This window comes from Bradyrhizobium sp. WYCCWR 12699, assembly GCF_032144035.1.
Classification (GTDB): Bacteria; Pseudomonadota; Alphaproteobacteria; order Rhizobiales; family Xanthobacteraceae; genus Bradyrhizobium.
Genome location: NZ_JAVTJN010000036.1, coordinates 957,726 through 970,792, shown reverse-complemented (window position 1 = coordinate 970,792; position 13,067 = coordinate 957,726). Strand labels below are relative to the sequence as shown.

The following is a 13,067-nucleotide window of genomic DNA, read 5'->3' as shown; positions in this document are numbered from 1 at the left end:
CCTTGCCTCAGTACCGGATCCGGGGATCGAGCAGGGTGTAGGCGACGTCGATGAGAAGATTGACGACGACATAGATCAGCGAAGTCAACAGGATCATCGCCTGGATCACGGGATAGTCCCGCGCCAGCACCGCATCCACGGTGAGGCGGCCGATGCCGGGGATGTTGAACACGCTCTCGGTGACGACGACGCCGGAGATCAGCAGCGCAAAGCCGGTGCCGATCACCGTGATCACGGGAACGGCGGCGTTGCGCAGCGCATGCCGCATCATCACGGCGACCTCGTTGATGCCTTTCGCACGCGCCGTTCGCACGTAATCTTCGCCGAGGACGTCGAGCATCGCGGCGCGCGTCATGCGCGCAATCAGCGCGATGTAGATGAAGGAGAGTGCGCAGGTCGGCAGGATCATGCGCTCGAAGAACGGTCCGAAGCCGGCGCTGATGCTCTTGAAACCCTGCACCGGAACCCAGCGCAGCTCGATGGCGAAGACCTGGATCAGGATGTAGCCGACCACGAACACCGGCACCGAAAAGCCGAGCACCGACAGCCCCATCACGAAGCGGTCGATCCAGGTGCCGTGCTTCCACGCCGCGATCACGCCCAGGGGAACCGCGACGATCACGGCGAGGATGATGGTCGACAGCGCGATCGAGATCGACGGCTCGACGCGCTGGCCGATCATCTTCATGACGGGCAGGTTGGAGATTAGCGAAGTCCCGAGATCGCCGTGCAGCAGCTTGTTCACCCAGGTGATGAACTGCACGATCAGGGGCTCGTTGAGGCCCAGCGACGTGCGGATGCGCTCAAGCCGCTCAGGCGTCGCATTGTCGCCGGCGAGAATTGCGGCGGGATCGCCGGGGGTGAGGCGGAGCAGGAGGAAGACGAACAGCGCGACGACACCCATTACGGGCACGGCGGCGAAGATTCGGCGAAGGAGATATCCGAGCAAGTTGGATCCGTCTGATTAGAGTCAAATCGCGGCAGCGATTACGGTGTTCTGCCACCAGCCTAACATTTCAGCAATTCCCGTGCCATCGGGGCCACAGTTATTGCAGTGCGGTCAATCGTTTCGGGAGGGGCATCTTTCCCTATGGCGCGCTGTCATTCCAGGGCGCGTCGAAGGCGCGAACCCGGAATCTCGAGATTCCCGGCTGCACAACCGCGCACCATGGGTCGACGCGTCGCGCCGCCCTGGAATGACCGGCTCAAAAATCACTCCAGCGTCGCCAGCAGCCCCGCCATCAGGCGGCCGCGCTCAACGAGACTCTCGACTTCGATATACTCCTCCAGCGTGTGGCCGTTGGCTCCGCGCACACCCAGGCCGTCGAGGGTGGGAATTCCCATCGCACCGGTGAAGTTGCCGTCGGAGCCGCCGCCGGAGCTCGCATGCGGTAATTCCGCGCCGAGAGATTTGGCGATGCCGCGCGCCTTCTCATACAGCGCCATCGTGCCCGCGTCCGGCTCCCACACAGGACGCGTCACGCCGCGCGTCACCTTGAAGGCGACGTCGTTGGTCGTGCCCGACAGCGCCAGCATCCGCTCGACGCCGCGGTCGAGATCGGCCTGCCGCTTGGCCATGGAGAGCGCTTCGCCGGTGGCGGTCGTGGCAACGCAATTGACCCATTGTCCGCCATGCACGACGCCGACCGAGAAGGTGCAGTCCTCGCTCGTCATCGCATCGATTGCGAGGATCTGCCGCGCCATCTCGCGGATGGCCGAGCGTCCCGCCGACAGCGTCGCGCCGGCATGACTCGGCCGGCCCGTCGCCTCGAGATTGAAACGTGCGATGGCATAACGTCCGGTGGTGACGCCGTTGTCGGCACGGCCGGGCTCGGGCACCAGCACGTATTTGTTGCGTGCGGCCTCCGCTTCGATGATGTCGCGTGTCGAGGGCGTGCCGACTTCCTCGTCCGGCGTGAACAGCACGGTGATCGGCAGCGGCGTGGTGAAGGATGCGCGCGCCAGCTGCCGGATCGCTTCCAGCGAGAGGTAGTTGCCGCCCTTCATGTCGTAGATGCCGGGACCGTAGCATCTGTTGCCCTCGCGCCGCCATTTCAGCTTCTCGATGGTGCCGACCGGGTGGACGGTATCCATATGGCCGGCGATCAGGATGCCGGGCTCGCCCTGCTTCGGATGCGGAAAGCGCGCGCGGATCACGCCGCCGAAGCCCTGCCGGCCGGCGATGCGCTCGATCGTCGCACCCATGATCGCCATATCCCGCGCTGCGATATCGAGCATCCGGTTGACGGCATCTGCATCCCAGGTCGGGCTCTCGCATTCCACCCAGGTGCGCAGGCCTTCGAGCATGGCCTCGGAATCGAAGGGAAGATTGGCTGGATTCATCTGAATGTCTCTCAGGCTTCGAAAAATGGAACGCGCATTGCATCGCCGCGAGGACGAGACGAGCGGAGAGTGTTGTAGAGCCAAACCGATCCTTGTGGAGCCCGCGGCCGCGCCGCCATGGCTTGCAGCGAAACCGGATTGACGCGCTGGGCACTGTCTGCAAGTCTCGAAAGATAAAGGCATTGCATGGGGTTAGTTCGCCCAAAGAACGAACCACATGCTCAATCAATAACCCGCCTTTGAACAGTTTCACGTCAGGAGAAACTTTTTATGTTGCACTTCATGCGCCGGGGGCCTCGCGCGTTCGCCTCCAAACTTGCGCTGTCTGTCGTCGCGCTTTCGACGGCGCTGGCTTCGCCGGTGCTCGCAGCCGGCAAGACCATCACGGCGGTGATGCATTCCGATCTGCGCATCATCGACCCGATCTTCACCACGGCCTACATCACGCGTGACCACGGCTACATGGTCTACGACACGCTGGTGGCTCCTGATTCGACCTTCAAGATCCAGCCGCAGATGGCGGATTGGAAGATCTCCGACGACAAGCTCACCTACACCTTCACGCTGCGCGACGGCCTGAAGTGGCATGACGGCGCACCGGTGACGGCGGAAGACTGCGTCGCTTCGCTGAAGCGCTGGGCCGCGGTCGACGGCATGGGCCAGAAGCTCATGGACTTCACCGCGAGCATCGAGGCAACCGACGCCAAGACCATCACGTTGAAGCTGAAGGAGCCCTACGGCCTCGTGCTCGACTCCATCGGCAAGCCGTCCTCGCGCGTCGCCTTCATGATGCCGAAGCGCCTCGCCGAGACGCCGGCGGACAAGCAGATCCCCGAGCAGATCGGATCGGGCCCCTTCAAGTTCGTGGCGTCGGAATTCCAGCCCGGCGTGAAGGCCGTCTACGTCAAGAACACCGACTACGTGCCGCGCAAGGAGCCGGCGAGCTGGACCTCCGGCGGCAAGGTGGCGAAGGTCGACCGCGTCGAATGGATCACCATGCCGGACTCGCAGACGGCGGTGAACGCGCTGCAGTCGGGCGACATCGATTTCATGGAGAACCTGCCCTACGACATGCTGCCGGTGCTTGAAGCGAACAAGGAGATCACGATCGAGGTCTCCAACAAGTTCGGCTTCCAGACCCTCGGCCGTATGAACTTCCTCTATCCGCCGTTCGACAACGTGAAGGTGCGCCGCGCCGCTCTTCTGGCGATGAACCAGAAGGACGTGCTCGACGCGCTGATCGGCAACGCCAAGTACCAGAAGATCTGTGGTGCCTTCTTCGTGTGCGACACGCCGCTCGCAACCGAGGTCGGCGGCGAAACCCTGGTGAAGGGTAACGGCATGGCCGAAGCCAAGAAGGCGCTCGCCGAGTCCGGCTACGACGGCACTCCCGTTGTGATCATGGCACCCGGCGACGTCACGACCCTGAAGGCCCAGCCGATCGTCGCGGCCCAGCTGCTGCGTGAGGCCGGCTTCAAGGTCGACCTGCAGGCGACCGACTGGCAGACCGTGGTGAGCCGCAGAGCCAGCCAGAAGCCGCCGAAGGAAGGCGGCTGGAACATGTTCTTCACCAACTGGGTCGCGGCCGACGTCTCCAACCCGATCGCCAATCTCTCGATCGGCGGCCAGGGCAAGAAGGGCGGCTGGTTCGGCTGGGCGGAAGACCCCAAGATCGAGCAGCTCAAGGACGCCTTCGTCCGCGCGCCCTCGCTTGACGAGCAGAAGAAGATCGCCGCCGACATCCAGAAGGAAGCCTACGAGCAGGTGATCTACATCCCGCTCGGGCAATACCTGCTGCCGAGCGGCTGGCGCAAATCGCTGACCGGCGTGCTCGACGGTCCCGCAACGCCGCTGTTCTGGAACGTCGACAAGTCGGAGTAGGGCCTAGTCCAGATGAGGAAGGCGCCTCGCGCGCCTTTCGCGCCGAACGTTACGCGGCGCCGCTGACATCAGCGGCGCCGTGCGCCAACCGCTCGCCAGGAGAACGTCAATGTTCCAACTCATGCGTCGGGGGCGTCTTGCGTTCGCCTCCAAACTTGCGCTGTCGGTCTTATCGCTCTCAGTCTTGGCACTTTCGGTATTGGCCTCTCCGGTGCTTGCCGCGGGCAAGACCATCACCGCAGTGATGCATTCGGATCTGCGTATCCTCGATCCGATCTTCACCAGCGCCTATATCTCGCGTGACCATGGCTACATGGTCTACGACACGCTCATCGCGACGGATTCGAATTTCAAGATCCAGCCGCAGATGGCGGACTGGAAGATCTCCGACGACAAGCTGACCTACACCTTCACGCTGCGCGACGGCCTGAAGTGGCATGACGGGACGCCGGTGACGGCCGAAGACTGCGTCGCCTCGCTGAAGCGCTGGGCTCAAGTCGACGGGATGGGGCAGCAGATGATGCTGTTCACCGCGAGCATCGAGGCGACCGACGCCAAGACCATCACGCTGAAGCTGAAGGAGCCTTACGCGCTCGTTCTGGAATCGATCGGCAAGCCGTCCTCGCGGGTCGCTTTCATGATGCCGAAGCGTCTCGCCGAGACAACGGTGGACAAGCAGATCCCAGAACAGATCGGCTCCGGCCCCTTCAAGTTCGTGGCGTCGGAATTCCAGCCGGGGGTGAAGTCGGTCTATGTCAAGAATGCCGATTACGTGCCGCGCAAGGAGCCGGCGAGCTGGACCGCCGGCGGCAAGGTGGTGAAGGTCGACCGCGTCGAATGGATCACGATGCCGGACTCGCAGACGGCGCTGAACGCGCTGCAGTCGGGCGACATCGATTTCATGGAATACCCCGCGATCGACATGTTGCCTGTCATCGAAGCAGACAAGGAGCTCAAGCTCGAGATCCTCAACAAGTTCGGCTTCCAGACGGGCGCGCGGATGAACTTCCTTCATCCGCCCTTCGACAACGTCAAGATCCGCCGCGCAGCATTCCTGGCGATCAAGCAGAAGGACGTGCTCGACGCGCTGATCGGCAATTCCAAGTACTACAAGACCTGCGCCGCGGCCTTCATCTGCGACACGCCGTTTGCGACCGAGGTTGGCGGCGAGACCCTGGCGAAGGGCGGCGACATCGCCGCGGCCAAAAAGGCGCTCGCCGAGTCCGGCTATGACGGCACGCCCGTCGTCCTCATGGCGCCAGGCGACGTGCTGTTGTTGAAGGCCCAGCCGATCGTTGTGGCCCAGCAACTGCGCGCGGCCGGCTTCAATATCGACCTGCAGGCCACCGACTGGCAGACGGTGGTGAGCCGGCGCGCCAGCCAGAAGCCGCCGAAGGAGGGCGGCTGGAACATGTTCATCACCAATTGGGTCAGCGCCGACGTGGACAATCCGATCACCAACGTCGCGGTCGGCGGGCAGGGCAAGAAGGGCGGCTGGTTCGGCTGGGCGGAGGATGCCAAGATCGAGCAGCTCAAGGACGCCTTCGTTCGTGCCGCCTCGCTCGACGAGCGCAAGAAGATCGCGGCCGAGATCCAGAAAGAGGCCTACGATCAAGTGCTCTACATGCCGCTCGGCCAGTATCAGGCGCCAAGCGCCTGGCGCAAGTCGCTGACCGGCGTGCTCGACGGCCCGGCAACGCCGGTGTTCTGGAATATCGACAAATCGGAGTGAGGGGAGGCGATTCTCCCGCCTTCGCTGTCTTAACCAAACGGCGCCGCTGTCATCAGCGGCGCCGTTGTCTTGTGCCGCTCCTGCGCCGGCCGGCAAGGCGTGAGGCTTTTAACTCTTCCAGTTTTCAATCATTGCTATTTGTTTCAATTCTGAAATAGATGCGCCGTGTTCCCGCATCGCTTTCCTTGTCCCATTTGATTCCGTGCCGATTGATTTTGCACTCCAGGCGATGGCCGAACGGTCCGATCGCGCGCCTTCGCGCTGGCGACGGCCTTTCCTGCATTGGCTCGATGGTGTCGAGGCGGGCTGGGCCGTTCCGCTTCTCGTCGGCTGCTTCGTCGCGGTCTGGACGCTCTATCTGGCGATCGCCTATGCCGGCGGCGGCGTGCACCCTGATACGCTCGAGGCCTGGACGCTGGGGCGGCATTTTGCCTGGGGCTATCCAAAGCATCCACCGTTGATGGGGTGGGTCGCGTCGGCATGGACCTCGGTCTTTCCACCCAGCGACTGGTCAATGCAATTGATGGCGATGGCCAATGCCGGGCTTGCGCTGCTCTTCGTCGACCGGATCTCGCGGCAGTTCGTCACCGGGCACAAGCGCGTCCTGGTGCTTCTGCTCCTGATGCTGACGCCCGCCTATCAATTCCACGCCCAGCGTTTCAACGCCAATGCCGTGCTACTCGCGACCTGGCCGCTGGCGACCTGGTGCTTCCTGCGCGCATTCGAGACGCGCGCGGTGCTGTGGGCGGTCGCGGTGGGGTGCACGACAGCCCTGGCGATGGTCGGCAAATATTATTCGATCTTTCTCGTCACGAGCTTCGCGTTTGCCGCACTGGCTCACCCGGCGCGGCGGGCCTATTTCACCTCCGCCTCGCCCTGGATCTCCGTCGTCGTCGGGCTCGCGGCGCTGTCGCCTCACATCTATTGGCTTGCGACCACGGGTGCGTCGACCTTCACCTACGCGCTGGCGCACGCAGGCGGAAACGCTGCGACCTCGCTCGGTGAGGTGAGAAGCTTCCTGCTGGGGCTGGTGGCCGCGATGAGCATCTCGGCCGCGCTCTGGGTGCTCGTCGCAGGAACGCGCTTGAGGCAGTTTCCGGCCGACTTCGCGGCGATGAGCCCGGGCCTGCGGCTTCTGTTCTACGTCACGATCGGCACGATCGTGCTGCCGGCCACGACGTCGCTCGTGATGGGCACTGATCTGCCCTCGCTCTGGGCGTTGCAGGGGCTATTCCTGTTCGCGGTTCTCGTGGTCTGCGGCACCAGCTATTCGATCGAGCGCTTCTACACCGTCAACCTTACGGTGATCGTGGTCGGTATCGCGCTCGCGGCCGTTTTGATCGCCGCGCCGATCCATGCCGTCTACCGCAACGATCACGGCTACGAGGAGGGCCGCAATCTCTACGCCCAGGCGGCCGGCGAAGTGACGCGCGCGTGGCGGGACCTCACGGGCCAGCCTCTGAGCGCCGTGAGCGGCGATGGTTCGCTGGCTTTCGCCACGGCGTTTTACGGCCCGGACCATCCGTATCATGTGAGTCCGTTCGAGTACGAACCCGGGTGGGGCTTGCCGCGCAGGACGCTCGATCGTGGCTGGGCCGCGCTGTGTTTCCGCGATCAGGAGCCTTGCATCCGATGGATGGAATGGGCGTCCCCCCAAATCGGGCATTTCGTCAGGCGTGAGTTCACCGTGCAGGCCACGCTGTGGGGGCGGCCCGGTCTTTCGCGGGACGTGGTTGTGCTGATGGTGCGGCCGCGGGGAATGCGGACGATTCCCAAGAGCACTGCGGATGATTTCAGCGCCAGCCGGCGCGCGACCGAGTAGACGTCGCGTTCAGCAATGGCTGTCGCGCAACTGCTCGAGGCCCTCACTCGCAAAGGGCGGCGTCAGCGCAGCCTGGCCGGTGCCAGGTTCGGAACCCTCCGCCGTCTGCGGTTCGACGTCGGCGTGATCTTCGCGGGGTTCCAGTTCCATCGCAGCGGCCTTTCGAAATTGCTGCAGGACAACATCGGGGCCGCCGGGATGTTCCTTGTCAGATGGGGCGATGATGCGGCTTGAACAGCCGACCCTTCTCGACCACCAGCACGATCGCGAGCGCGGCGAGGGTCGACAGGAAAAAGCCGACCGAGAACGGCAGCAGCGTGCCGTCAAAGCTCTGTCCGATCGCCATGCCGACCACGATTCCGATCAGGGTCGTGATCGAACCATAGAGCGAGGAGGCGGTGCCGGCGATGTGGCCCTGCGGCTCCATGGCGAGCGCCGTGAAGTTCGCCACCATCATGCCGAACGAGAACATCATCAGGGCGGAGAGCACCATGAACAGGCTCAGCGGCAGCACGCCGAGCATTTCCGTCAGCAGCATCACGCCGGCCACGACCGTGTAGAGCGTCAGCGCGCCGTGCGAGATCACGCGCATGCCGAGCCGCCCGACCAGCCGCGCATTGAGGAAGCCGGCGACGGCCGTGCCGGCGGCAATCGCGGCGAACGCGAGCGGGAAGTAATGGCCGAGGTGGTAGATGCCGGTGAAGACCTGCTGGGCGCAGAACACAAAAGCGAACAGCGCGCCGATGACGCTGCCGGCCGCGGTGGCATAGCCGATGGTCTGGCGATGGGTCACGGTCTGGCGGAACGCCGAAAGCACGTCGGCGGGCGCCAGCGACCTGCGTCCGGATTCGGGGAGGGTTTCAGGCAGCCGCAGCACGCACCATGCGAGCGCGAGCAGGCCATACAGCATCAGCACCACGAAGATGCCGCGCCACGCCGTCACCAGCAGCACCGCCTGTCCGAACGAGGGCGCGATCACGGGCACCGCGATGAACACCATCATGGCCAGCGACATCACGCTCGCCATCCGGCGGCCGACATAGCAGTCGCGCACGATCGAGGTCGCGATCACGCGCGTCGCCGAGGTGCCGAGTCCCTGCAGCGCGCGCGCCAGCAGCAGCGTCTCGAACGAGGGCGCCGCGACCGCCAGCACGCTCGCCACCGCATAGACCGCCATCCCGCCAAGCAGCACCGGCCGGCGGCCGAAGCGGTCCGAGAGCGGCCCCATGACGAACTGGCCGGCGCCGAAACCGATCAGGAAGGTCGACAGCACCAGCTGAAGATGGTTGGCGACGGGGATATTGAACGCCGCCCCGATATTGGGCAGCGCCGGCAGCATCATGTCCATCGCAAGCGGATTCAGCGCCATGATGGACGCGATCACGATGACAAATTCCGGAAAACCCATCGGACGGTGTCCCGTGGACACCCAGGAATCGGCATTAACGTCGGACAAGCAGCTCACCTCTGAAATCGAGCGACTTTATCGGTCTTTCATGCTGCGTTGCACAACCCATGTTTCGGGATGGCTGGCAGGCGGGGCAGGGGCGAACAAGAATTGGTGAGGCGCCGGCCCCGCGCGGCCGGGCGGGGTTCGCCGGAAACCGCCGCCCATGCCGGGCACCCTGACGTTACCTGGAAGCGGCCTCTGGCCTTGTGTAGAGGCTGACATACCCGCCGGTATATTCCTCTTTCCAGCCTCGCTCGCCGACCAGGAAGTGCCGCAGCTGGTCATGTGCTCTGATCCAGAGCACCGCGTCGATCTTGTACTTGCTGAGCACCTTGTCCCAGGTCGCCGCGTCGATGTCCCGCCGGACCAGCCTGAGATAGTCCCGCAGCAGCTCGTCGGGATAGGCGGTCGCCGCCCGGCCGTCGACGAAGAGGGGCACTGAGCCCTGCGTTCTGAAGATCAGGAGCCCGCCGACGTTCCAGTGGTTCAGCAGGTGCCCGCGCGAGGTGTGCGCCTGGAGATAGCGGGCATCCGCGTCCGAGAGCATGTCGGGCAATGCCAGCGCCGGTCTCACCTGCATGAACGTGAATGGCAGCAACAAGACGCCGACGAGGCCGGCCGCCAGCATCGCGCGTCGGATCTCGAAGCTGCGGCGCTTCGGCAGCAGCCGGTCGATGTGAAGCGCCATCGGCACGCTCGAGAAGATGAAGAAGAACGCGGTGTATCTGAACTGATAGAGGCCCAGAAACAGAAAGAGCCACGCCAGCACGCGGGCCTCGAGGGGAACGCGCGTGGCGTTGCGGTCTCGCAGCTCCAGGGCAGCGAATGTCAGCGCATAGGCGATGCCGGGAAGGCTCCCCGGCAGCTCCACATTGTGAAAATAGGATCGCCATTCGCTGATATCGGCCTGGACGAAATGCCCGAGCGTCGCCGTCACGCCGTCATAGACATGCCATCCCAGGGGATTGACGAGGATCGCGATGAGGCACCCGACGCCCGCCAGGCAATAGTTGCGAAGGCCTGTCCAGTCCCGCCGCAGCAAGGCGGCGCAACAGAAGACGCCGAGAATCGGAAAGGCGAGCACGAAGCCGCCATGCAGATTGACCCAGGCGATCATCATCGGCGGCAACAGGAACCAACGCCGCCGCTTGCATTCGCCGTAAAGGACCACGGCGAACAACATGGTCGCGATGTTCGGCGATGCCGCCAGATACATGTTGGGCGAGGCTTCGTAGCAGGGGTAGAGCAGGCACGCGGCGAACACGGCGATGCAAACCGCCGGCGCGGACGCGCCGCTGCTCAAGCCGCAAAAGGCGAGGTAGCCGGCAATGACCGCGCCGCAGGCGACGACCATGAGGACGATGCCGGCAAAGCCGGCCTGCTGATACAGCGCGCTGGCCATCACGTCCCAGAGCCAGGACAGATTGTACCATTGCTTGTCGCCGGCGGTGAACGACCACGGATCCTGGAAGGGCACCTCGCCCCGCTGCCTGATCAGGTCTCCGGCGGCGAGGTGCCAGCCGAGATCATAATGGCCGAGCAGCAGCGGTCCGTTCGACAGGTAAAATACCGACAGGAAGGCGATCAGGAAGACGTAGACCTCGACCCCGTGGAGGGGAGCCGCGGACGCCGCTCGCGATCGGCTCATCCTGGACCGGGACCAATCCTCGCGCGCGTCCATCGGAGCTCTCACCATCGCAGCCAGCCGCTCCAGGCCCTGCATGTCCCTGGGTCTGCATCGACGGGGCAGACATCGCCCGCTTTAGGGGAAGACGATCTAAAGTGGAGTAAAGGCCAGGGGCGCCGCTCGGGTTTCCCACGCGGAAGGGATGCTTGGTAAACGAACGATTGCGTGCGCGGCGCGCGTCATGGCTGCCGTCCCGCTTGCGGAGGCGGCGGTGCGAGCATCTCGCTGGTGCGGGCAGCCGGGGTCGAACCGGCACAGCGCTTGCGCACCGAGGGATTTTAAGTCCCTTGCGTCTACCAATTCCGCCATGCCCGCTTGATCCAACGAGATCAAACACTTAAGTCCAGCTCCGGCCGTCTGGAATTGGCGCTTTGCGTGACCGGGGACGGTTCTTCCTTAAGCGAGCCGGGCGCACAAGGCAAAGCCTCAATCCGGACATCTGGTGCTGCTTTAGGCATTCTCAATCCACGGGGACTATTCATCCGGCATGGCTGCTTCGTTTTCCTCTTCCCTGCGCGGCTCCGGCGCGCTCCTCGCGCTGCTTGCGGCCGCCGCCGCGCTGTCCGGCTGCGCCAGCATGAGCGAGACGGTCGCACCGGCCTTTGCCGATCCCGCCAAATATGATCTGTACGACTGCAAGCAGCTGGAGGGGGAGCGCAAGGCGCTCGCCAAGCGGACTGACGAGTTGCAGAGGCTGATGGACAAGGCCCAGACCGGAGCCGGAGGCGCCGTCGTGTCCGAGCTCGCTTATCGCAACGACTACATCGCGGTGCGCGGGCAGGCACAATTGGCCGAGGACGGCTGGCGCCGCAACAGGTGCCGGGAGACGCCCGAGGAGCTGCCGGCTGCCGCATCGTCGTCGCCCGCGGCCCCGGTCAAGCCCGCGTCGAGATCCGGCAAAGCGGCCCGCTGAGGCGATGCCGCCGGCGGGCGCTTCGCATCAGGGCCGCCAGCTGTAGATCCAGTCCTGCCGTGCCAGCATACGGTCCGGGCCGAGCGCGCGGATCGCGAGGTCGCGCGCGGCCGCAAGCGGTCCACTGAAATGATAGATGCGGCCCTGCTGCCGCGCGGTCCGCTGCACCCGGCGCACCCGCGTCTCGCGCGCGCGGCCGTATTGCTTCAGCGCAGCGCTGATGCCCGCGGTGCTCTCGGCGGCCTCGAGGCTCAGATGGCGGGCGAGCACCGCGGCATCCTCGATCGCCATGCCCGCTCCTTGCGCTGCGAACGGCAGCATCGCATGCACGGAATCGCCGAGCAGGGCCACCGGCCCTTTGCTCCAGGGGCAGCCGTCGGGCACGCCGAACAGCGCCCATTTCCGCCAGCTGTCGACCGTGGCGAGCATCATGCGCGCCGCCGGCGGCCAGCGTGGGCCGGCGAAGGCGTCCATCACCTCAAGGGGATCCCCAGGCGTGCTCCAGCCCGGCCTGTTCCAGGTGCCCGGCAGCACCGCGACCACGTTGATCTGCTGTCCGCCGGCGATCGGATAGGCGACGAGATGGGCGTTCGGGCCCATCCAGAGCTGCACCCGGCGCGCGGTGTAGTCCTTCGGCAGCTGCGTGGCATCGAGCGTGCCGCGCCAGGCGATAAGCCCGGAGAAGCGCGGCTGCACCTCGGGAAACAGATGCTGGCGGACCGTCGACCAGATGCCGTCGGCGCCGATCAGCGCGCTGGCGAGATCGCTGCGGCGGATCGTGCCGCTGCGATGGACCACCGTCAGTCCCTTGGCGTGAGGCGCGACGTCCTCGAAGGTCGCGCCCAGCTTCAGGTCGATATCGGGATGATCGGCGACGGCGCCGGATAGCGCCGATTGCAGGTCGGCGCGGTGCACCACCCAATAGGGGGCGCCGGCCCGCAGCGAGGCTGTTTCGCCGAGCGGCATGCGTAGCAGCTCGCCGCCGGCCCGCGCGCTCATGATCGAGACCGCTTCCGGGGTGACGGCGCGCAGCTTGAGACGTTCGGTGAGCCCGAGCTCGACCAGCACGCGGCTGGCATTGGGAGAGAGCTGCAGGCCGGCGCCGACTTCCTCGAGGCGTTCGGCCTTTTCCAGCACGACGATGCGGAAGCCGCGGGCCGCGAGCGCAAGCGCGGCCGTCAGTCCACCGATGCCGGCACCGGCGATGACAATCGTTCGGGAGAGCGCCACCCCTGACCG

General features: G+C 65.0%; 10 protein-coding genes and 1 tRNA gene. 5 read left to right on the top strand and 6 right to left on the bottom strand.

The features are described 5' to 3' along the window. Positions 1 to 7: 7 nt before the first annotated feature. Both RPS27_RS29595 and RPS27_RS29590 read right to left on the bottom strand, forming a co-directional pair. Positions 8 to 949 (bottom strand): ABC transporter permease, encoded by a 942-nt coding sequence (locus RPS27_RS29595; RefSeq protein WP_194403027.1) that lies wholly within the window; start codon positions 947 to 949, stop codon positions 8 to 10. A gap of 263 nt (positions 950 to 1,212) precedes the next feature. Further along, positions 1,213 to 2,343 (bottom strand): M20/M25/M40 family metallo-hydrolase, encoded by a 1,131-nt coding sequence (locus tag RPS27_RS29590; RefSeq protein ID WP_194403026.1) that lies wholly within the window; start codon positions 2,341 to 2,343, stop codon positions 1,213 to 1,215. A 270-nt stretch (positions 2,344 to 2,613) separates the two neighbouring features. Between RPS27_RS29590 and RPS27_RS29585 the strand changes: the two genes are divergently transcribed. The 4 genes from RPS27_RS29585 (at position 2,614) to RPS27_RS29570 (ending at position 8,012) form a co-directional block, all read left to right on the top strand. Next, positions 2,614 to 4,224 (top strand): ABC transporter substrate-binding protein, encoded by a 1,611-nt coding sequence (locus tag RPS27_RS29585; RefSeq protein WP_194403025.1) that lies wholly within the window; start codon positions 2,614 to 2,616, stop codon positions 4,222 to 4,224. A 109-nt stretch (positions 4,225 to 4,333) separates the two neighbouring features. Next, positions 4,334 to 5,956, top strand: coding sequence for an ABC transporter substrate-binding protein (locus RPS27_RS29580; RefSeq protein ID WP_194403024.1), 1,623 nt, complete (start codon positions 4,334 to 4,336; stop codon positions 5,954 to 5,956). A gap of 229 nt (positions 5,957 to 6,185) precedes the next feature. Continuing rightward, entirely contained in the window at positions 6,186 to 7,778 is a 1,593-nt protein-coding gene (locus RPS27_RS29575) for a glycosyltransferase family 39 protein (RefSeq protein WP_194403023.1), read from the top strand. Between the two features lie 15 nt (positions 7,779 to 7,793). Further along, positions 7,794 to 8,012, top strand: a complete 219-nt coding sequence (locus RPS27_RS29570; protein WP_194403022.1) for a hypothetical protein — start codon at positions 7,794 to 7,796, stop codon at positions 8,010 to 8,012. On the opposite strand, the gene RPS27_RS29565 is transcribed toward RPS27_RS29570, so the two are convergent. The 3 genes from RPS27_RS29565 to RPS27_RS29555 all read right to left on the bottom strand — a co-directional run bounded on the left by RPS27_RS29565 (position 7,987) and on the right by RPS27_RS29555 (position 11,230). After that, entirely contained in the window at positions 7,987 to 9,234 is a 1,248-nt protein-coding gene (locus RPS27_RS29565) for a multidrug effflux MFS transporter (protein WP_194403021.1), read from the bottom strand. The two genes, RPS27_RS29570 and RPS27_RS29565, sit on opposite strands and share 26 nt — an antisense overlap. 175 nt (positions 9,235 to 9,409) lie before the next feature. Continuing rightward, positions 9,410 to 10,876, bottom strand: a complete 1,467-nt coding sequence (locus tag RPS27_RS29560; protein WP_313754821.1) for a hypothetical protein — start codon at positions 10,874 to 10,876, stop codon at positions 9,410 to 9,412. 265 nt (positions 10,877 to 11,141) lie between these two features. Continuing rightward, a tRNA-Leu gene (locus RPS27_RS29555) sits at positions 11,142 to 11,230 on the bottom strand. Between the two features lie 172 nt (positions 11,231 to 11,402). Here RPS27_RS29555 and RPS27_RS29550 point away from each other — a divergent pair. Beyond that, on the top strand, positions 11,403 to 11,828 hold the full coding sequence (locus tag RPS27_RS29550; RefSeq protein ID WP_212068201.1) for a twin-arginine translocation pathway signal: 426 nt from the start codon (positions 11,403 to 11,405) through the stop codon (positions 11,826 to 11,828). Between the two features lie 27 nt (positions 11,829 to 11,855). Here RPS27_RS29550 and RPS27_RS29545 read toward each other — a convergent pair whose 3' ends face one another. Next, positions 11,856 to 13,058, bottom strand: coding sequence for an FAD-dependent monooxygenase (locus RPS27_RS29545; RefSeq protein ID WP_313754820.1), 1,203 nt, complete (start codon positions 13,056 to 13,058; stop codon positions 11,856 to 11,858). Positions 13,059 to 13,067 lie beyond the last annotated feature (9 nt).